The organism is Candidatus Microbacterium phytovorans, from assembly GCA_029202445.1.
Taxonomy (GTDB): Bacteria; Actinomycetota; Actinomycetes; order Actinomycetales; family Microbacteriaceae; genus Microbacterium; species Microbacterium phytovorans.
The window spans coordinates 2726870-2746973 of record CP119321.1; the positions used below are offsets into that span (position 1 = coordinate 2726870).

A 20104-nucleotide genomic window follows, 5' to 3' on the forward strand; every position below is an offset into this window, starting at 1 on the left:
CTCTTCGCTCAACGACCGGAGGGCGGGTCGGTATCCGCTAGACTGGACCTACTTGCAGCGCCGATCGTGGCGCTTCTCGCGTCGTAGAACGCTTCCCTCGCCGCCGGTCCTCGACCGAAGTCGGCTGACATTCTTCGTACGGCGAACCCGTCACCGCATCCGCAGACGGGCCACCGACCGGGCCTCCGCTGTCCACTCGACATGCGCGCCCAGAAAAGCCTCATGACTGACACTTCTTTCCGCACGCTCGGCGTGCCCGCCCCCCTGCTCGACGTTCTCGCCGCCGACGGCAAGACCGAGGCGTTCCCCATCCAGGTCGACACGCTTCCCGACACGCTCGCCGGCCGCGACGTGCTCGGCCGCGGCAAGACCGGCTCGGGCAAGACCCTCGCCTTCTCCATTCCGATGGTCGCCCGCCTCGGCGGTGCCCTCGCCGGCGGCGCTCGCCGCCAGGGCCGCATCCTCGGCCTCGTGCTCGCGCCGACCCGCGAGCTCGCCACTCAGATCAACGCGACGCTCGAGCCGCTGGCCCGCGCCTACGGCCTCAAGACGACCACCATCTTCGGCGGCGTCAACCAGAGTCGGCAGGTCGCCGCGCTGCAGGCCGGTGTCGACATCGTCGTGGCCTGCCCGGGCCGTCTCGAAGACCTCCTGCAGCAGCGCCACCTGACGCTCGACGCCGTCGAGATCACCGTCATCGACGAGGCCGACCACATGGCCGACCTCGGCTTCCTGCCGTCGGTCACCCGCATCCTCGACAAGACGCCCCGCGACGGTCAGCGTCTCCTGTTCAGCGCCACGCTCGACAACGGCGTGGACAAGCTCGTCAAGCGCTTCCTCCAGAACGAGGTGCTCCACTCCGTCGACGAGGCCCACTCGCCGGTGGCCGCGATGACCCACCACGTCTTCCACGTGGAGGGGGCGGATGCCAAGAAGGAGCTCGTCCGCACCCTCGCGTCGGGCACGGGCCGCCGCATCCTCTTCATGCGCACGAAGCACCACGCGAAGAAGCTCGCTCAGCAGCTGACGGCGCAGGGCATTCCCGCCGTCGACCTGCACGGCAACCTGTCGCAGCCGCAGCGCGACCGCAACCTCGCGGCGTTCTCGTCGGGTGCCGCGAGGGTGCTCGTCGCGACCGACGTCGCCGCCCGCGGTGTCCACGTCGACGACGTCGAGCTCGTGATCCACGTCGACCCGCCCATGGAGCATAAGGCGTACCTGCACCGCTCCGGTCGTACGGCGCGTGCCGGTGCCGAGGGCTCGGTCGTGACGCTCGTCCTCCCGGGCCAGGAGAAGGACGTCAAAGACCTCCTCCGCAAGGCCGCGATCACCGCGACGCCCGTGCGCGTGACGGCCGAGTCGGCCGAGGTGTCCGCACTCGTGGGCGAGGTCGCGGCATACGTCGCGCCCGCTCCGAAGGCGGAGCAGCAGCGCGGCGGCGGCCGTAGCCAGGGCGCGAACGCGCAGCGCAAGCGTGCCGCGCGCGAGGGCCAGGCCGGTCCGGGGCGCGGCGAGGGCCAGTCCCGCGGCGGCCAGGAGCGCGGTGCCGGTCAGGGTCGCACCCGCCGGGATCGCTCCGGCCGTCCGGCGCAGACCTCCGACCGCGCGGCGCACACCGACCGTCCGGCCCGCCAGAGCGAGCGCGGCCACGGCGCGGCCCGTCCGGCCGCGCAGCCCGCGGCATCCGGCAACGCCCGCACCACGGGCCGTCGCGCGAGCCAGCAGGGCAGCAAGCTGACGGTCGGCTCGGTCGTCCGTCAGAACGGTGCAGGACGCCGCAGCGGTCGCTGACCGCTTCGCGGCGTGGGGCGATTCGTCTCGCTGCGCTCGCTCAACGTCCGGTGAGGTGCGGCGTTGCGTCTCGCTTCGCTCGCTCAAGGTCCGGTGGGGTGCGGCGTTTCGTCTCGCTGCGCTCGCTCAACGTCCGGTGAGGTGCGGTGGGGCGGGGCGCGGCGTTCGCCCGAGCCGATGTGCGGGTGCGCCCGCGCAACACCCGCAGGTCGCCGCCGGTGAACCGTCGCCGAGCGTCGCCGCCGGTGAACCGTCGCCGCGGTGAAGTCCCCGGTCGTTGAGCGACGAGCGCAGCGAGGAGACGAAACGGCGTCGCCCGCCGGCTCAGGCGCGGAACGCCTGCAGGAGCACGAGGGTGAGCTTGGCGAGGTTGCCGTCGATGCGGAACCGCGTGAATCCTTCGCTGACGGCCGCGCCGGTGCGCGACGTCACGAACCACGGCGGCTTCGGCAGCACCGACAGTCCCGCGCCGCGCCCGCGGCCGCGCAGCGACCACGCCGACGAGACGGAGCGCGGGAACGGGCGGAACGGTCCGCGGACGACCGTCCGCTCCACACGGTCGAGCAGGAACGCGTTGTGGACGATGCCGATGCCGCTCGGGGCGTCGTCGAGCGTGCCACCCGGAAACGCGCCCCACGTGGCCGTCGGGGTGAGGAACCCGAACGCGGTCCACGCGTTGATCGCGACGGTGCCGTAGCGCAGCGCGGCCATCGCCCGTTCGAATCCGCCGGCGAGGGCGCGCTGCGTCTCGGGGGCGATGACGACGTTCGCGCCGAGCGTCCCCACGAGCCGGTCGTTCGCGTACGCGACGGCCGCGTCGACGAAGCGCTGCCCCATGCCCGGCAGCGAGACGACGCCCAGCACGGGCGCGAAGTACTCGGTGGACTCCAGTGCCGTCGCGTCCTCGCCGCTGGTTTCGATGAGCGCGCGTGTACCGTCGCCGCACCACGCGGCATCCGGGTACGCCTCGCGCGCGGCATCGAGCTTGCCGCCGCTGTGCGGGTACCAGACGGGGCGGCGAGGTGCGCGGTCGTAGGCCGTGCGCAACTCCTGAAGGAATGCGTCGCGCTGCGGCCAGTCGGCGCTCACGAGCACGACCTGGCCCGCGATGCAGTTGTGTCCGGAGTTGTGCAGCCGCATCGTCACGACGTGCTCCGCCTGGAAGCGCAGGTCGGCATCCGACCACTCGCCGGGGACCACGATGATCGGCGATACCCCGCCGAGCTCCGCCGTGATGGGCACGCTCAGTCCGGGCACGATGGCGCGGAAGGTCGCGTCGGACCCGGTGACGTGGACGTGGTCGATCGACGGATGCCGGGTGAGATACGCCCCGACATCGCCGCCGCCGCGCACGATCCGCAGGAACCCGGGCTCGATGAGCGGCGCGAGCGCACGCTCGAAGACGGGCACGAGAGCATCCTGCGTGGGGTTCACCTTCAGCACGACCGCGCGGTTCGACGACATCAGTTCGTACAGGACGTCGAGGAAGGGGATCGAGCTGACGTTGCCGGCACCGAGCACGAGCCCGACCCCGCCGGAGTGCGTCGGGTCGAGCTGGGCGAGCCCTGCCGTCCGTCGCGCCTCGCTCGCCGTGACGCCCGGCTCGAGCCACACCTCCGTGGAGTACCCCGACAGCAGCAGGCGGTCGATCGCCGTGAGCGGCGACGTGTGCACGACGACGCGGTCGCCGGGAGCTCGGCCGAGGGTCGTGCTCGACAGCGGGCTGTCGCCGCGGGCGAGGGCGCCGAGGGTGTCGGCGTAGGCGTCGAGGGCGACGAGTGCGGCGTACGGCCCCGACAGCCATTCCTCGCCGCGGAGAGGGTGCGACGCGGCGAGGCCCTTCGAGGTGGATGCCACGTCGGCCCACTCCTCGGCGACCGCGGCGACCGCGGCGCGGACACGCTGGATGACGGTGCGGCGCTGGCCCAGTGTCAGCAGCGACCAGGTGCGGGCTCCCGACGTGACGGCGTCGATCGCCCCGTCGAGCTCGGCGCGGACGTCCGGTGACGGACCGGCATCCGCGGCGGGTCGGCGGGCGGGTGACTTCTTCGGGGGCGTGGTCACAGCGCTCTCCTTCGGGCCGGAATCCCCAGCATACGTCCGCGACACCGCGTCTCAGGAATGCCGAGCCTCGATGTCGCCGCGACGCAGGCCGTACCCCCGGAGCGTCACAAGGCTCGCGATGACGAGGGCCGCGGGAGCGACGCTGAAGCTCAGCACGATCCCCGCGACAGCGCTCGCCGGCTGGGTGACCTCGACGCCCGCCGTGCGCTCCAGATACCCGGTGGATGCCAGCACCACCGCCAGTGCCGTCGCCCCCAGGGCGAACCCCGTCGTCTCGCCCGCCGTCCAGACGCCACCGAATGCGCCCGCCCGGCCCGGCCCGTGGCGAGATGCATCGTGAGCGATCACGTCGGGGAGCATCGCCATCGGTAGCGACTGCATCCCTGCGTAGGCGATCCCGGCGACCGCGACGGAGGCATAGAGCCACGCGCCAGGAGCCCACAGCGCCCCCGCCGTAGACAGCGCCGCGACCGCGAAGACGACGCTCGCGCCGGCGAACGCCCGCTCCTTGCCGAGGCGCCGCGCGGCGACCCCCCACGCGGGTGCCGCCAACAGCGCCGGGGCGATGAGCGCGACGAACAGCAGCGTGACGGCATCCTCAGACCTCAACACCCAGGTCGCCAGGTACTGCGCCCCGGCGAGCATCAAGCCCGTCGCGAGGGCCTGCAGGAAGAACGTGGCGAGCAGCGCGCGGAACGGACGACTCCGCCGCAGCGTCTCCGCGGCGGCCCGGAAGTTGTCGCGCACCCCGCCGCCCGGGGTCGACGCATCGGCGCCGACCGGCCGATGCGGCTCTTCCCCCACGCTGACGGCGAGGAGCTCCGCGGCTTCGGCGGCACTCGTTCCGGCGGCGGCCATCGCCGAGCGCGAGCGCGACGAGCGGGAGACCACCGTGGTCGCGACGAGCATCCCGGCTCCGATCACGACGCCCGCGACGATGCCCATGACGAGGTATCCGCTCGTCGGGTCGCCCGTGACCCGACGGAGCACGGGACCCCCGGCCCCGAACAGGAGGATCGCGACCGTCAGCACGACGACCCGCCACGTGAGGAGGCGGGTGCGGGCGTCGTACCCGTCGGTGAGCTCGGCGGGGAGGGCGATGTAGGGCACCTGGAAGAGGCTGAAGGCGGTCGCGGTCGCGACGAAGGCGATCAGAACCCAGACCGCGCCGACGGCGGCCGGCATCCCCGGGGGGACCGCGAAGGTGAGCGCGAACAGCACCGGGATCGCGACGGCGCCGAGCAGCATGAGCCGTCGGCGGCTCCCGTGCCGCGCGAGGTCGCGGTCGCTCCACGCGCCGACGACCGGGTCGATGAGGACGTCCCAGACTTTGGCGACCGTGACGATGATGCCCGCCAGCAGCGCCGTGACCCCGAGGCTGTCGGTGAGGTAATAGGTCAGCACGAGGCCCGGGAGCGTCGCGAATCCGCCCGTGCCGATCGATCCGATGGCGTACCGCGCGATCGTGCCGCGCGTCAGGACGGGGGATGTCGGGGGAGCCGCGTCGCTCATGCGGCTCAGCCTAGGGGGCAGCGCCGTCGCGGCGTGCCGCGTACAGGCTGAATCGACCCGAATCGATCGCCCGCGGGGCGTTCGGGCCTGATTCCCCTGTACGCGGCACGCGTCGGGCCGGGAGGGGTGGTTGACTGGCCGCGTGGGCCTCGAAAGATGTCAGCCGGAGGATGTCGACGCGGTGACGGCATTCCTCCGCCAGGCCGACCTCACGCTGAGCGGACTGGACGACCCGCACGTGCGCCTGTGGATCGAGCGCGACGAGGCGTCCGACATCGTCGGCACCACCGGGTACGAGCTGAGCGCCGATGGCGGGCACGCGCTCATCCGCAGTGTCGCCGTGGGCCCGTCGCAGCGTTCGCGTGGCCGGGGGAGCGCCCTCGCTCGGTTTGCGTTGGACCGGGCCGTGGACGAGGGCGCGCAGCGGGCATGGCTGTTCAGTCGCCGTTCCGGCCCGTTCTGGCAGAGCCTCGGCTTCGAGCCCGCCGACCGTGACGCGCTGGCGGTGGCTCTGGCCGGAACGCACCAGGTGAGGCTGTTCCGGCGCACCGGGCAGCTGGCGCGCGAGGTCGCGTGGTCGCGCGCGCTGGGCGACGAGCGAACCGCGTCACGACGCCGCGGTGTGCCGCGTACAGGCTGAATCGACTTGATCGATCGCCCGCGAGGCGCTGAGGCCGAGTTTTGCCTGTACGCGGCACGGGCGAAGCGGCGAAGGACCGACCCGGCGAGCAAAACGTCGCGTCGGACTCGGCCTCAGGAGGCGGAGGGGCCGCCGGCGGACGCGGTTGCGTCATCCAGCGCGGCGGCCACGGCGGCCATGCCGGTCGCAACCTCGGCGAACGACGTCGACAGCGGGGACAGGCCGATGCGGAGACCGCCGGGATCGCGGTAATCCGGGAGCACGTCCTGCTGCCACAGCCGCGCAGTCACCTCGCGCATCGCCGGATGCGAGAACGTCACATGGCCTCCGCGGGCTGCGGCATCCCGCGGGGAGGCGAGGGTCACGCCGCGCGGGGCGAGGACGGCTTCGCCGAGGCGGACGGTGAAGTCGGTCAGCGCGATCGACTTCTCCCTCACCGCGTCGATGCCCGCGTCGCGGATCATCTCGAGCGTGTCGCGCATCGCGAGCATGCCGAGGATGGGCGGCGTGCCCGAGAGGAACCGTCGCATGCCCTCGGCCGGTCGGAAGGTCGGCCCCATGGTGAACACGTCGGCCGCGCCCATCCATCCACTGATCGGGGGCACGAGCGACGCCTGATGACGGCGGGCGACGTACGCGAACGCCGGTGAGCCGGGCCCGCCGTTGAGGTACTTGTAGGTGCATCCGACGGCGAGGTCGACGTCCCAGGCGTCGAGTTCGATCGGCACCGACCCGGCCGAATGGCACAGGTCCCAGACGACGAGCGCTCCCGCGGCGTGGGCGACCTCGGTCAGCGCGGCGGCATCGGCGAGATGGCCCGACCGGTAGGCGACGTGCGAGAGCACGACGACGGCGGTGCGCGGGCCGACGGCATCCCGCAGCAGGTCGCCCGTCACGCCGGAGCGGAGGTCGACATCGATCCACCGCACGGTACCGCCGCACTCCTTCGCGATCCCCTCGACGATGTACCGATCGGTGGGGAAGTTGTCGCGGTCGACGACGAGCTCGACCCGGGCCGGGTCCGCCGCGCGCTGGGCGTCGAAGGCCGCGCGCACCAGCTTGTAGAGCAGCACGGTCGTCGAGTCGGCCACGACCGTCTGACCCGCCGCCGCACCCAGTGTGACCGCGCCGATCTCGTCGCCGACGTCGAACGGCAGCGCCATCCACGACTCGTCCCACCCGCGGATGAGGCGCCCGCCCCACTCGTCGGTCACGAACGACGTCAGCCGGTCGACCGTCACGCGCGGAGGGCGACCGAGCGAGTTGCCGTCGAAGTAGACGAGCGAAGACTCGGATGCCACGAACCGCTCGCGGAACCTCCGCAGCGGGTCGCGGGCATCGCGCCGCGCCGCCTCGTCGAAGAAGGCGTCAGCGGTCGATTCGGTCGCGGGAGCGGTCACGGCGCCAGCCTAGGGCGAAGAGTCCCTCGCGTACCGCGCGCTACAGCACCCGGCGCCGCAGCACTCGCCGTCAGATGAGCGCGAGCTCGCGGAGTTTGGCGGCGACGTCGTCGTTGGACGGCTCGACGTGGTGCGTCGCGTCGGGGTAGACCACGACGGGGATGTTGGTGCGGCCGGAGATCTCCCGCGCCACGTCGGCGGCGTCGGGCTCCGCCTCCAGGTCGACGTAGGTGTACGGAACACCGAGCTCGTCGAGCTGTGCCTTCGTGCGACGGCAATCGCGGCACCAGTCGGCGCCGAACATCGTGATGGTCGAGGGGGACGTCGTCATGAGTCCATTCTCGCCGCTCTCCGACGCGGTGGACGCGTGCGCGAACGTTCAGGCGGACATGCGACGATAGACGGCACCGCTCCGGCATCTCGCCGGTGGCATCCGCCCTGCCCGCCACACCAGCACGACCACGGGGGAACGTCATCGACCTGTCGATCATCGTGCCGACCTACAACGAAGCACCGAACGTTGCAGAGCTCGTCCGCCGCGTCAGCGCCGCGGTCTCCGGCGTCGACGCGGAGATCGTGTTCGTCGACGACAGCACCGACCGCACGCCCGACGTGATCCGCGAGGTGGCCGCGGCATCCGCTCTTCCCGTTCGGCTCCTGCATCGCACGGAGCGCGCGGGCGGCCTCGGGGGCGCCGTGATCGAGGGGATGCGCATCGCCGCGTCCGACCTGTGCCTCGTGATGGACGGCGATCTGCAGCACCCGCCCGAGAAGATCCCCGAAATGCTCGCGCGCCACGCCGAGGGGGACGTCGATGTCGTCGTCGCCTCGCGCTATGCGGGCGGTGGCACGTCGCACGGCCTCGCCGACCGCACGCGTGTGATGGTCTCGAAGGTCTCCACGGCGATCACGAAGTCCATGTTCCCCGTGCGGCTGCGCGACGTCACCGACCCGATGACCGGCTTCTTCCTTGTCGATCGCCGCACCGTCGACCTCGAGGGCCTGCGCCCGCGCGGCTTCAAGATCCTGCTCGAGATCCTCGTGCGACGTTCGTTCCGCATCGCCGAGGTGCCCTTCGATTTCGCCGACCGTCACGCGGGCGAGTCGAAGGCATCCGTCCGGCAGGGCGTGCACTTCCTCACCCAGCTCGCGGCGCTGCGATTCGGCAAGATGTCGCTCTTCGCCGTAATCGGCGGACTCGGCGCGGTCGCCAACGTCGCCATCGTGTGGGCGCTCACGCAGCTCGGCGTCGACTACATCGTCGCCGCGATCATCGCGGCGGAGGCAACCATCATCGGCAACTTCCTGCTGATCGAACGGTTCGTGTTCTCCGACATGCGCGGGCAGGCCTCCGGGGTGTGGTCGCGGTTCGCGAAGTCGTTCGCGTTCAACAACGCCGAAGCGGTCATCCGCATCCCCATCGTCGCGCTGATGGTCGAGACGGGGCACGTCTCCGTCGTCGTCGCCACAGCGGTCACCCTCGTCGTCGCCTTCGTGGTGCGCTTCGTCTTCCACTCGCTCGTCGTGTACGCGCCCCGCAAGAGCGAGCGCACGCCGATGCGTGCAGCGCTGGAGCAGCTCGACGAGCAGGCCATGCAGCCCGGAGAGCTCTGATCAGGATGCCGTGGCGTCGGTCGCCGCGACCGCACGCTTGACCCGCAGCGACCGTCCGGAGATCGACGTGACGCGGAACACCGCCGCCTCCAGCGGAGTGTCGACGTCGAGCGGATGGATCGAGACCTCGATCTCCTTGCCGTCGAGCAGGAAGATCCCGCGGTGCGGCTCGAACGTCACGACCGAGTACGTGCGCGCACGACCGCGGCGCGGATCGGTATCGCCGGCGCCCGCGAGTGCCGCGCGCAGTGCCGCGTCGTCGCCGACGGCGTCGGCGGCGCGCCGACTCACCGGAAGGAGGGCGATGACCTGCCCGATGAAGAGTTCTTCACCGGGCAGGTCTGTGGCCATCATGCTGGCCGCTCGTTCACTCGGCCCTATCAGGCCGAGGCGGCGCGTTCGTCGTAGCCGTGCAGCGTCTCGGCCGTGACGACCTCGAGCGCTCGACGCAGCTGTGAACTGGACGTGTGGGCGGTGTACGGGAAGTACACGACCTCCACCCCCACCTCGGCGAAGTCGCGTTCCAGCCGCAAGCCCTTCTCGGTGCCGCGCCAGTCGTCACCCTTGAAGAAGTGCGTGAAACCGACCTGGCGCCACACGTCGAGCTTGTCGGGCACGGTTTCCACGTGCACGTGATCGACGTAGCGGACCGAGCGGACGATCTCAGCGCGTTCCGCCGTCGGGATGAACGGCTGGACGCCCTTCACCTCGCGCAGCATCTCGTCGCTGACGACCCCCGCGATCAGAAGATCGCACTGCTCCTTCGCGTGGCGAAGGATGTTGAGGTGTCCGACGTGGAACAGGTCGAACGCCCCAGCGGCATAACCAATGCGTGTAGCCATGACTTCCCCCAAAGCCTCAGCGGTATCAACGTGCAAGCCCCCCAGCCTGCACTACCCCGCGCTCAGTGTATCCACAATCCCGCTCGCGTGGGAGAGCGGATTCCCGTCGGCCTCAGCCGCGGATGCTCGCGTGGTGCTCGCGGAACCAGGCGACGGTGCGCTCGAGCCCCTCGCGGAGGTCGATCTGCGGCCGCCAACCGGCATCCGCCAGTCGCGAGACGTCGAGAAGCTTCTGCGGCGTGCCGTCGGGCTTCGACGTGTCCCACTCCGTCTCGCCCTCGTACCCGACGACGTCGGCGATCGTCTCCGCGATCTCGCGGATCGTGACGTCGCTGCCGGTGCCCACGTTGACGTGCTCGGGACCGTCGTAGTGCTCCATGAGGTGCAGCAGGGCGGAGGCGAGGTCGTCGGAGTGCAGGAACTCGCGGCGCGGCGTGCCGGTGCCCCAGTTGGTCACCGACGACGCTCCGGCCGCGGCGGCCTCGTCGTAGCGGCGGATGAGAGCCGGCAGCACGTGCGACCCCAGCGGCGAGAAGTTGTCGTTGGGCCCGTAGAGGTTGGTCGGCATGGCCGAGATCCACGGCAGGCCGTCCTGACGGCGCACCGACTGGACGTGCAGGATGCCGGCGATCTTCGCGATCGCGTACGCGTCGTTCGTGGGCTCCAGGTGACCGGTGAGGAGCGCGTCCTCGCGGATCGGCTGGGGCGCGAACTTCGGGTAGATGCACGACGACCCGAGGAAGAGCAGCCGTTCGACGCCCGCCTCACGTGCGGCATCCATCACGTTCGTCTGGATGCGCAGGTTGTCGCTCAGGAAGTCGACGGGATACGTGCTGTTCGCGAGGATGCCGCCGACCTTCGCCGCGGCCAGCACCACGTACCGCGGCGAGGTCTCCCGGAAGAACGAGAACACCGCGTCGCGGTCCTTGAGGTCGAGCTCCGCCGACCGGCGACCGACGAGGTCGGTGAAGCCCGCGCCCTCGAGCGCGCGCCACACGGCGCTCCCGGCGAGGCCGGAGTGCCCGGCGACGTAGAACGTGGCGTCGCGGTCGAGCGGGCCCGGCGTGAACGCCACGCCGTCGCCGGTCGCCGCGCCGGCCGCCTCGCTCATGAGAGCGGCCAGCCCGCGAGCGGAACGCGGTCGATCCACGGCGTGCCGGCGTGCTCGAGCGCCTTGATGTCGGCGTCGACCATGAGACGTGCGAGGTCGAGCGGCCCGACGGTCGCCTTCCAGCCGAGCTTCTCCTCCGCCTTCGACGGGTCGCCGATCAGGGCGTCGACCTCGGTGGGGCGCAGGTAGCGCTCGTCGAAGCGGACGTGGTCCTCCCAGTTGAGGCCGGCGTGCGAGAACGCCGTCTCGAGGAACTCGCGCACCGTGATGCCGACGCCTGTCGCGAGCACGAAGTCGTCGGGCTCGTCGACCTGCAGCATGCGCCACATGCCCTCGACGTACTCCGCCGCGTAGCCCCAGTCGCGGATCGCGTCGAGGTTTCCCATGTAGACGTGGTCCTGACGGCCCGCCTTGATCGCGGCGACGGCGCGGGTGATCTTGCGCGTCACGAACGTCTCACCGCGGCGCGGCGACTCGTGGTTGAAGAGGATGCCGTTGGTGGCGAACATGCCGTACGCCTCGCGGTAGTTCTTCGTGATCCAGAAGCTGTACAGCTTGGCCGCCGCGTAGGGCGAGCGCGGGTAGAACGGCGTCGTCTCGCTCTGCGGTGGCGGGGTCGCCCCGTAGAGCTCCGAGGACGACGCCTGGTAGAACCGCGTGTCGATGCCCGACATGCGGACGGCCTCGAGCACGCGGATCGAGCCGGTGCCGGTGGTGTCGGCAGTGTGCTCGGGCTCGTCGAACGAGACGCGCACGTGCGACTGCGCCGCGAGGTTGTAGACCTCGTCGGGGTTGATGCTGGCCAGCAGCGTCGTCAGTCGCGCACCGTCGCTCAGGTCGCCGTAGTGCAGGAACAGCTTGGCCGACGGGTCGTGCGGGTCGACGTACAGGTGGTCGATGCGCGACGTGTTGAACGTCGACGCCCGCCGGATGAGGCCGTGGACCTCGTACCCCTTGCCCAGCAGCAACTCGGCCAGATACGACCCGTCCTGCCCCGTGATGCCCGTGATGAAAGCGCGTTTGGTCACGTGTGACCCTCCCCTGGATTCGATCGTGCCACGGTCGGCCGCATGCGCATCCCCTAGCGCGGGCCGTCCCCGAAGCCCCCCTTGCAGGCGATACTAGCGACTTTGTGAGGGTGCCCGTTCTCGCGAGGCGATGAACAGCAGGGAGGCGATGAGCATGACGAGGATGCCGGTGGCCTGCAGCAGCGACCCGCGGAGCAGGATCAGCAGGTAGAACGGGAACACCGCGCCGGCGATCTCGACGATCGGCGAGGGGTTCCCCTCGCGGAACCGGACGTCGAGGCGGCCCAGCAGGTACGCGAGGACGATCGAGCCCACTGCCACCCCGATGAACCCGAAGCTCAGCAGCAGTTCCGCCCAGATGGGAGCGGAGAGGTTCGTGAAGCCATACTCGCGGAACTCCGCCAGCAGCACCCCCGAGCCGGTGGGCTTGTCGCGCCAGATCGACCGCGGCACCCAGAAGAACAGGATGCCGAGGAACTGCCGCGCGAAGCGGAACGGCATGGTCGCGTCGTAGAGGATCGCGTTCGACAGCTGGCCGAAGGCGTCGTAGTCGCCGTTGCCCTCGTACTCCGCGAGGAACCCCGTGCGCTCCGTGTTGACGACGTTCATGCGGCGGAACAGGTCGGCGATGGGGAAGACGAAGAGCAGCCCGAAAACGATGCCGAGCATCATGACCGACGTGCGCACGCGGGTGCGGTAGGCACCGAGCGGACCGAGGAAGCTGCCCCACACGACCCCGAAGTGGTACCGGGCGCTCGAGATCGGGTTGGTGATCAGCATGGCCGCCAGCGTCGTCGACCAGGCGATCCAGCGGTGGCGCTTCCCCTCGGCGCCGCGGGAGAAGTACCACCAGCCGTGGGCCGCGATGAGGATCGGGAAGCTCGATGCCGCCGAGATCATCGCGTTGGTGGTGGGGTCGGCCCACCGTGCGTTCTCGACCAGTGAGAACTCCGCGCGGCTGGAGAACAGCACGCTGACGCCCAAGGTCCCCACGTAGTAGGCCGAGCATGCCAGGGCGACGACGGTCAGGATGCTCAGCCGCGCGCGATTGATCCCGAAGCGATCGCGTGGCGCCGCGGCCGCGTCGTCGGCGACCCGACCGGCACGGCGCTGGTGGGCCAGCGCGAAGCCCACGCCGAACGACACGATGCCCAGGACGCCCGTGGCGGCGGTGACCATGTCCAGCTGCGGATCGAGCCCGGCTGTCGTCGTCGCCATGGCGTCGGCGCGCAGCTGCACCGTGGGGGCGAGTCCGAAGAAGACGTAGGCGAAGAGCCAGAAGATGAACTCGAACATGCGGCGCTCGCCGCGCGCGACCAACACCGACAGGCGGATCGCCGCTACCCCGAGCACCCCGAACGTGACGATCCACGCGCTGCTGCGCCCGCTGTCGGGGCTCGAGAGCACCAGCACGGGGACCACGATCCCCAGCGCGACGAACGTGAGGAAGCCCAGCGCGAGCACGAGGGTGCCCTCGCGCTGCTCCGCCGTGCGCGTCTCGGTGGTCGTCACGTGTCGTCGGTCTCCGTTGGCTGGTGCGGGGAATCGCCGTCGCGGCGCGCGTCGCGCCGTCGCGCCCGAGTCTCCCACACGAGGCCCACGACGACGCTCACGGCCACGGCGGCGGCGAAGCCCCACGCTGCTCCGGATGCCGCGGCCGCCACGGCCAGCGCCATCGGGAGGACGAGGGTCGCCGCCGCGAGCACCCCGCGCATCGCGGTCGAGGACGTGTGCCGGGCGGCGGCGCGGAAGTGGGCGAGGAGCGCCGTGTAGACGACCATCGCGAGCCCCTGCACCGCGTACGGCCAGCGGAGATCGGCCGCGGCATCCCATGTCTCACCGAGCACGAGGCGGCCCGCCTCGGCGGGAAGGAGGAGGACGACGGCGCTCCACACGGCGCAGATTCCGAAGAGGATGAGCGCGGTCTCTCGCAGTCGGGCCCGGTAGCGGCGCGTGCCCCGGTTGCGCACGAGATCGGGGACGACGGCGATGCGCACCGCGTTGAAGGCCGTGTTCAGCGGCGAGAACAGGAGCGACGCGCCGCGCAGCGCGGCGACCCCCGCCAACCCCAGCGGTGCCGCCAGCCCGAACCACACCACCGTGTTCGACAGGTTGAGGCTCGCGTACTCGCCGGAGAAGCGCACCGCGATGTCGCGGTTCTCGACGAGCCATCGTGCGCCGGCGACCGGGCGCGGCGTGACGCGGGCATAGGCGATGGCGACGACGAGGGCGATCACGCCGCCGCCCGTCCACGCGGCGGCGACCGCCCACGCGGGCGCCGACACCGCCACGAGCCACACCATCGCCGGCAGGGCGACGATCGCCCACACGGCATCCGAGACCAGGGCGTGCCCCGAACGGGCGCGCGCGATGAGGATGTAGCGCACGATGTCCTGCACGAACACGAGCGGACCGGCGACCGCCAGCACGACCCACAGCAGCGGATCGCCGCCGGACAGCAGCCCGCACACCGCGAGCGCGAGCGCCGAGACGACCCCGACGGATGCTGAGACGCCCGCCGCCGCGCCGTCGACCTCGCGGGGGCGCTCGCCGACGTTCGAGAAGCGGACGAGCAGGACCTCACCCACGAGGGCGCGCTGGAAGCCGAGGAAGAAGAGCAGCAGCACGTAGCCGAGGCTGAAGCGGCCGAACTCCGCCGTCGTCGCGACGCCGGCCACGAGGGCGACCAGCGCGAAGTTGGAGAGGCTCGAGACGATCTGATCGAGGATCGTCACATAGCGCGAGTGGGCGAATCGTCGCATCAGCGGTGCCGCATCACGCGGCGGCGGCGCGGCGTTCCCGGTCCTCCCGCCGCAGCGTCCGGTACCACTTCGAGAGCAGCATCGTCGTCGTTCCGACCTTCGCCAGCGCCGCCAGGGCATAGACCACGACGAACACCGGCACCCAGGCGGTGAGGAGGAAGATCCAGCACGTGACGCCGTAATCGACGGGCAGCATGAGCGCGGACCGCAGCCGGGAGCCCGAGGTCACGCGCGTGCTCGGGGCGCTCGTGGTGAGTTTCTCGAAGAGGCTCCCCGAGAAGAAGGTCGCCGACGCTGCGACCACGAACACGGTGCACAGCGCGAAGGCCACCGGTGTCGGGACGGCCTCCGTGCGCAGCAGGAAGGCGAGCGTCGCGATATGCAGCAGCACGATCCGCACCCCGTCGATCACGTGGTCGAGCCACTCGCCCGACGCCGACCCGCCGCCGCGCAACCGCGCGAGCTGACCGTCGGCGGAGTCGAAGAAGAACCCCACGACGAGGGCGACGCCCACCAGTGCGCTCCACGGTGAGCCGTCGGCCCAGACGAGCAGGTAGAGGATCCCGGCGAACGTGAAGAGCGCCCCGATGCCGGTGAGGTGGTTCGGGGTGATCCCGCGGGGAGATGCGGCCGCGATGACCCGTCCGACGGGTCGGTTGACCGCCAGCGTGTACAGCGGCACCCCGGTGCGGCGCTTCTGAGCCTCCCGCAGCAGGGTGAATCTGTCGCGGAACGTGGACGCAGCGGTGTCGGTCATCTCGTGCTTTCCCCTCAGCACTCGGACCCGTCAGTCCGAATCGGCGGGACGTCGCTCCCCGGCGGACGCCCCACCGGCATAGTAGCCGTCGAGCAGATCGCCGATGCGCGCGATGGAGAAGCCCTCCTCGATCGCGCGCCGTCCGCGCGCAGAGAGAGCGCGGCGTGCAGACGGGTCGGCGAGCAGGCGGCCGATGGCATCCGCCAGTGCGACTGCGGCCCGTTCGGGGTCGTCGCCGGTGGCCGGCTCGGCGAACACGGCCACGGCGTCGCCGAGGCGGTCGGCGATGTGGCAGGTCTCGGAGATCACCGTCGGCGTGCCCACCGAGAGGGCCTCCAGCACCGACATCGGGAACGGTTCGCTGAAACTCGGCAGGACGTAGACGTCGGCACGCGCCATGCGGTCGCGCCCGGCACCCGGCGGCACCGATCCCTCGTAGCGCACCCGGTCGCCGGAGCCCGCCGTCGCGATCCGCTCCTGAAGCGCGGGCAGGTCGCCCTCGTCGGGGCCGACGATCACGAAATCGGCATCGACGCCCGCCCGCAGCAGCCGGTGGGCCGCGTCGGCGAACAGGAGCACGCGCTTGCGTGGCTGCAGGCGCGCGAGGAACAGCACCTCGGGGCGCCCGTCGACGGCACGCTCGACGGCGGGCGGCACCGACACGCCGTTGGGGAGATCGAGGATGCGCACCTGCGGCTCGACGGCGCGGAGGCGTCCGGCATCCGTGTCGGTCAGCGCGAACGTGCCCGTGGCGCCGCGCAGCACGGGCCGTACCCACCGGTCGAACACGCGCGCCCGCAGGCGGGCGTCGGGCTTGACCATGCCGTGGGGCTGCAGGAACAGCCGCGGCCCGCGACCGCGACGGAACGCGTGGGCCACCGGCAGCGTCACCAGGTCGCGTGCGAGGTGGACGTGGATGACGTCGAAGTCGTCGCGTCGCCGCTGCAGCGCGCGCCGCAGGCCCGGGGCGATCAGGCCGCTGAAGCCCGCACCGGGAACGGCTTGGCGCGCCGGGAACAGGTGCGCGACGACGCCCTCGGGTGCGAAGGCGGCGACGCCGTCCCAGCCCGCGAACACCTCGACGCGGTGTCCGCGGCGCGCGAGTTCCGACGTCTGCTCGCTCAACACGGCCAGCGGGCCGCCGAACGCGCCGTCGGCGCTGATGTAGGTGAGGACGTGCGCGATCCTCATTCGTCGCCGGTCTCGAAGCGCGTGCCGACGATGACCGGCGCGGGAGCGGAGACGATGCTGTTCTCGGGGATCGTGCCCCGCACGACGGTGAGCGGCGAGATCACGGCGGAACGCCCGATGTGGGCACCGCCGAGCACGACGCAGCGCGACGTGAGCCACACGCCGTCCTCGATCACGATGGGGTTGGTGATGAGCCCCATGTCGGTGCGGAACGCGTGCGCTCCGGTCGTCAGGTAGGTCTCCTGCGAGATCGAGACGTCGTTGCCGACCGTGATCCGGTCACGGTTGTGGAACCACACGCCGTCGCCGATCCAGCAGCGGTCGCCGATCTCGAGGTTCCACGGCGACTTCACCCGCAGGCGAGGGCGCATGACGACGCCCGTGCCGATCTTCGCGCCGTACTTGCGCAGCGCCCAGGCGCGCAGCGACGAGCTGATCTGCAGTCGGTTGGACACCAGCAGAAGCTCCACGAGCGACCAGCTGAAGGTCACCCACTTCGATCTGCGCAGCGGTTCGGGCGCACCCGGCGCCAGCGAGAGGTCGATGACGCGCGTAGGAGACATGCATCCTTTGTACAGACGGGCTCGCATCGGCGCCAGCCGAGCGGATGCCGGGAAGCCTCGATGCGATGCGCGGGCAGGCGCCGCTCAGCCGCCGATGCTGCGCAGCACGCGTCCGGCGATCGCCTCTTGGCCGTCCGTGCCGATGAGGCCGTCGCCGTCGACATCGTCGGCCGTGATCGCCGCCGGCGACAGCAGACTCACGTAGCGGACGCCGGACTGCGTCGAGGCCGCCTTCAGGATGCCCTCGATGGTCGTGACCTCCGGCGGTGCCGGATTCTCGGCGGCCGGGCCCACCACGACGACCTGTGCGCCGGGGAGTCCTACCTTCAGCGCGGTGAAGACCGCGACGGCGCGCGTGCGCAGTTCGCTGCGCGACACCGACGCGTCGGCGACATCGGCGGACACGATGACGATGTCGGCGTCGGCGGCCACGGCATCCGGCACGGCGTCGAGGATCGCGGGGCAGAAATCCTTCTCGCACGGCGTCGTGTCCGACCCGGTCGCGAAGCCGGAACCCTCGGCGGAAAGGTCGAGCAGCGTCGCGTCGAGATCGTCGGCGACGAGCTCGGGCCAGGTCTGCTCGGCGTCGTCCTGAGCCTTCGCCGACGGGTCGTCGCCGAGGAAGGCGATCGTGGTGGTCGCCGGATCGGGGTTCACGACGCTGGGCGGCGTGACCCCGCTCCCGGCGCCTTGAGCCGATACGGACTGCACGGCGACATACGCCGCGCCGAGCGCGACGATCGCCAGTACCGCCACCCCGCCGTATGCCCAGAGCCGGGTGCGGCCCCGAGTTGAGAACCCCGCCATGGGCACTATCCTGACATAGCCCGCCTGCGGCCTCCTCGACGGGGATCGATGAGACCGAGCCGGACACGAGGGAGGGGGTGCGGGGTGATCCGAGCGGAGACACTCGCACTGTTGCGTTCACGCTGGCTGACGATCGTCGTTTTCGTCCTCGTCGCGATCATCGCGGCGGCGGCGTACGTGTACCTCAGCCCCCGCGAGTACAGCGCGAGCACCCGCCTCGTCGTGAGCGCCTCCACCAGCAGCAACGGCTCCGACCTCGCCCAGGGCGGCACGTTCGCCCAGCAGCAGGCGCGCAACTACGCCAACATCGCGACGAGCGATCTGGTGCTGGAGCCCGTCGTCAACGCGCTCGACCTCGACATGACGGTCGCCGCGCTCGGCCGCAAGGTGTCGGCCACCATTCCGCTCCAGACGTCGATCATCTCGATCGAAGTCACCGACTCGAGCCCCGTGCGTGCCGCGACGATCGCGAACTCCGTCACGACAAGCCTCGCCAACGCCGTCGGCAGCCTCGTGCCCGCCGACGCCGACGGCCGGGCACCCGTCAAGACTGAGATCGTGCACCGCGCGACGGTGCCTTCTCGGCCGTCGTCGCCCAATGCGACCATCGCCCTCGGCGCGGGCGCCCTGCTCGGCCTCGTCGCCGGTGTCGCGTACGTCATCATCGCCCGCCGCGTGTCCTCGCGCGTCCGCACGGCCGCCGAGGTGCGTCGCCTCGCGCACGCGCCCGTGATCGGCACCGTGCGCGAAGACGACCCGCGCGTCCGCGGCGTCATCACCGACTCCACGAGCCGCTCGGTGCGCGCCGAGGAGTTCCGGCAGATCCGGACGAACATCAACTTCCTGCAGGCGGGCAGCGCGCACAAGGCGTTCGTCGTGACCTCGTCGGTGCCCGGCGAGGGCAAGAGCACCGTCTCCTCGAACCTCGCCGCCAGTCTCGCGTCGATGGGGCGCTCGGTGTGCCTCGTCGAGGCAGACCTCCGCAAGCCGTCACTCGCGGGCGTGCTCGACCTCGAGGGGAGCGTCGGCTTCACGACGGTGCTCTCGGGCGAGGCCACGCTCGACGACGCCCTCCAGCCGTGGGGGACGTCGGGACTGCAGGTGCTGCTCTCCGGCGAGCTGCCGCCGAACCCGAGCGAACTGCTGAGCTCCGAGGCGGCGATGGAGATCATCGCCGAACTGCACGAGCGTTTCGAGGTCGTGATCGTCGACTCGCCGCCGATCCTTCCCGTGACGGATGCCGCGATCCTCGGCAACCTCGTGGGCGGCGTCATCCTCGTGGTGGGCCTGGGTAAGGTGCGCGAACGCGAACTCGCCGGAACGGTAGAGGCGCTCGCGGTGGCGCACACGCCGCTCCTCGGCGTCGTGACGAACTTCGCACCCGCCGCGGCGACCAACGTCTACGGCTACGGCACGCTGCCCGAGCCGCGCGCCGCGGAGACCGTGGAGTAGCCGATCGTGTCGGCCGGGGGCGGCATCCTTCTGGTGTGCACGGCCAACCGTGCCCGCTCACCCATGGCGCAGCTCATGCTCGCGCGGCTGCTTCCCGCCGCACCCGCCGGCATCCGGCTGCGCTCGGCCGGCACGCGCGCCCACGAGGGCGAGCCGGTGACCCGCCAGGCCCTTCAGGTGCTGGAGGCCCGCGGCTTCGATGCGGCGTCCTTCCGATCGAGGCCGCTCACCGCCGATCTCGTCGCGTGGGCCGATCTCGTGCTCTGCGCCGAGCGCGCCCACCGCGGCGACGTCGTGCGCCTGCTCCCGCGCGCGCACCGCAAGACGTTCACGCTGGCGCAGGCCGCGCGGCTCCTGTCGGTGGCCGAGCTGCCCGACCGCGGAGCCGATTCCGTGCCGGCGCTCGCCGAAGCGCTCGCAGCGGCCCGCGGCATCCTTCCGCAGAGCGCCGACGACGACATCGACGACCCGGCCGGCGGGACGATGGCCGACTACGAGCGCGCCGCCGACCGGATCGCCGCCGCGACGCGGGCCGTGGCCGGCGCGCTGCGGCGATCCTGACGGGCGAAG

General features: G+C 71.3%; 19 protein-coding genes. 5 read left to right on the forward strand and 14 right to left on the reverse strand.

Translation table 11 applies throughout. The features are described from left to right. The first annotated feature begins 222 nt into the window (after positions 1-222). A complete protein-coding gene (locus tag P0Y48_12990) occupies positions 223-1791 on the forward strand; it encodes a DEAD/DEAH box helicase (protein ID WEK13360.1) in 1569 nt (522 codons plus the stop codon). A gap of 324 nt (positions 1792-2115) precedes the next feature. Here P0Y48_12990 and P0Y48_12995 read toward each other — a convergent pair whose 3' ends face one another. Continuing rightward, on the reverse strand, positions 2116-3855 hold the full coding sequence (locus P0Y48_12995; protein ID WEK13361.1) for an aldehyde dehydrogenase family protein: 1740 nt from the start codon (positions 3853-3855) through the stop codon (positions 2116-2118). A gap of 51 nt (positions 3856-3906) precedes the next feature. Then, positions 3907-5367: an MFS transporter gene (locus tag P0Y48_13000; GenBank protein WEK13362.1), complete on the reverse strand. Its 1461-nt coding sequence runs from the start codon at positions 5365-5367 to the stop codon at positions 3907-3909. Positions 5368-5548: 181 nt separating this feature from the next. Between P0Y48_13000 and P0Y48_13005 the strand changes: the two genes are divergently transcribed. After that, the gene (locus P0Y48_13005) at positions 5549-6007 is read left to right on the forward strand and encodes a GNAT family N-acetyltransferase (protein ID WEK13363.1); all 459 of its coding nucleotides are present in this window, start codon (positions 5549-5551) and stop codon (positions 6005-6007) included. A gap of 113 nt (positions 6008-6120) precedes the next feature. On the opposite strand, the gene P0Y48_13010 is transcribed toward P0Y48_13005, so the two are convergent. Together P0Y48_13010 and P0Y48_13015 are read right to left on the reverse strand one after the other, a co-directional pair. Continuing rightward, positions 6121-7407 carry an aminotransferase class V-fold PLP-dependent enzyme gene (locus tag P0Y48_13010; GenBank protein ID WEK13364.1) on the reverse strand — a complete coding sequence of 429 codons (1287 nt, stop codon included), beginning with the start codon at positions 7405-7407 and terminating at the stop codon, positions 6121-6123. A 70-nt stretch (positions 7408-7477) separates the two neighbouring features. Then, a complete protein-coding gene (locus P0Y48_13015; protein ID WEK13365.1) occupies positions 7478-7738 on the reverse strand; it encodes a glutaredoxin domain-containing protein in 261 nt (86 codons plus the stop codon). A gap of 143 nt (positions 7739-7881) precedes the next feature. On the opposite strand from P0Y48_13015, the gene P0Y48_13020 reads away from it, so the two are divergent. Beyond that, positions 7882-9021 carry a polyprenol monophosphomannose synthase gene (locus P0Y48_13020; protein ID WEK15082.1) on the forward strand — a complete coding sequence of 380 codons (1140 nt, stop codon included), beginning with the start codon at positions 7882-7884 and terminating at the stop codon, positions 9019-9021. Here the strand turns inward: P0Y48_13020 and P0Y48_13025 are convergent, their stop codons facing one another. From P0Y48_13025 to P0Y48_13070, 10 genes are all read right to left on the reverse strand, one after another. Then, positions 9022-9375: a hypothetical protein gene (locus tag P0Y48_13025; protein ID WEK13366.1), complete on the reverse strand. Its 354-nt coding sequence runs from the start codon at positions 9373-9375 to the stop codon at positions 9022-9024. It lies immediately after the preceding gene. A 26-nt stretch (positions 9376-9401) separates the two neighbouring features. Continuing rightward, positions 9402-9863 carry an adenylyltransferase/cytidyltransferase family protein gene (locus P0Y48_13030; GenBank protein WEK13367.1) on the reverse strand — a complete coding sequence of 154 codons (462 nt, stop codon included), beginning with the start codon at positions 9861-9863 and terminating at the stop codon, positions 9402-9404. Positions 9864-9975: 112 nt separating this feature from the next. Beyond that, positions 9976-10974, reverse strand: coding sequence for a GDP-L-fucose synthase (locus P0Y48_13035; protein WEK13368.1), 999 nt, complete (start codon positions 10972-10974; stop codon positions 9976-9978). Then, on the reverse strand, positions 10971-12002 hold the full coding sequence (gene gmd / locus P0Y48_13040; GenBank protein WEK13369.1) for a GDP-mannose 4,6-dehydratase: 1032 nt from the start codon (positions 12000-12002) through the stop codon (positions 10971-10973). Before gmd ends, P0Y48_13035 begins: the two co-directional genes overlap by 4 nt. 93 nt (positions 12003-12095) lie before the next feature. After that, complete coding sequence (locus P0Y48_13045; protein ID WEK13370.1) at positions 12096-13514, reverse strand: hypothetical protein; 1419 nt, start codon at positions 13512-13514, stop codon at positions 12096-12098. Continuing rightward, entirely contained in the window at positions 13511-14764 is a 1254-nt protein-coding gene (locus P0Y48_13050; GenBank protein WEK13371.1) for a hypothetical protein, read from the reverse strand. Before P0Y48_13050 ends, P0Y48_13045 begins: the two co-directional genes overlap by 4 nt. Positions 14765-14777: 13 nt before the next feature. Further along, a complete protein-coding gene (locus tag P0Y48_13055; protein ID WEK13372.1) occupies positions 14778-15521 on the reverse strand; it encodes a CDP-alcohol phosphatidyltransferase family protein in 744 nt (247 codons plus the stop codon). 30 nt (positions 15522-15551) lie between these two features. Next, entirely contained in the window at positions 15552-16712 is a 1161-nt protein-coding gene (locus P0Y48_13060; GenBank protein ID WEK13373.1) for a glycosyltransferase, read from the reverse strand. Continuing rightward, positions 16709-17275, reverse strand: coding sequence for an acetyltransferase (locus tag P0Y48_13065; protein WEK13374.1), 567 nt, complete (start codon positions 17273-17275; stop codon positions 16709-16711). The genes P0Y48_13060 and P0Y48_13065 overlap by 4 nt, the downstream gene beginning before the upstream one ends. Before the next feature lie 84 nt (positions 17276-17359). After that, on the reverse strand, positions 17360-18082 hold the full coding sequence (locus tag P0Y48_13070; protein WEK13375.1) for a hypothetical protein: 723 nt from the start codon (positions 18080-18082) through the stop codon (positions 17360-17362). Positions 18083-18193: 111 nt separating this feature from the next. On the opposite strand from P0Y48_13070, the gene P0Y48_13075 reads away from it, so the two are divergent. Continuing rightward, the gene (locus P0Y48_13075; protein ID WEK13376.1) at positions 18194-19534 is read left to right on the forward strand and encodes a polysaccharide biosynthesis tyrosine autokinase; all 1341 of its coding nucleotides are present in this window, start codon (positions 18194-18196) and stop codon (positions 19532-19534) included. Between the two features lie 6 nt (positions 19535-19540). Beyond that, positions 19541-20095 carry a low molecular weight phosphatase family protein gene (locus P0Y48_13080; GenBank protein ID WEK13377.1) on the forward strand — a complete coding sequence of 185 codons (555 nt, stop codon included), beginning with the start codon at positions 19541-19543 and terminating at the stop codon, positions 20093-20095. Positions 20096-20104 lie beyond the last annotated feature (9 nt).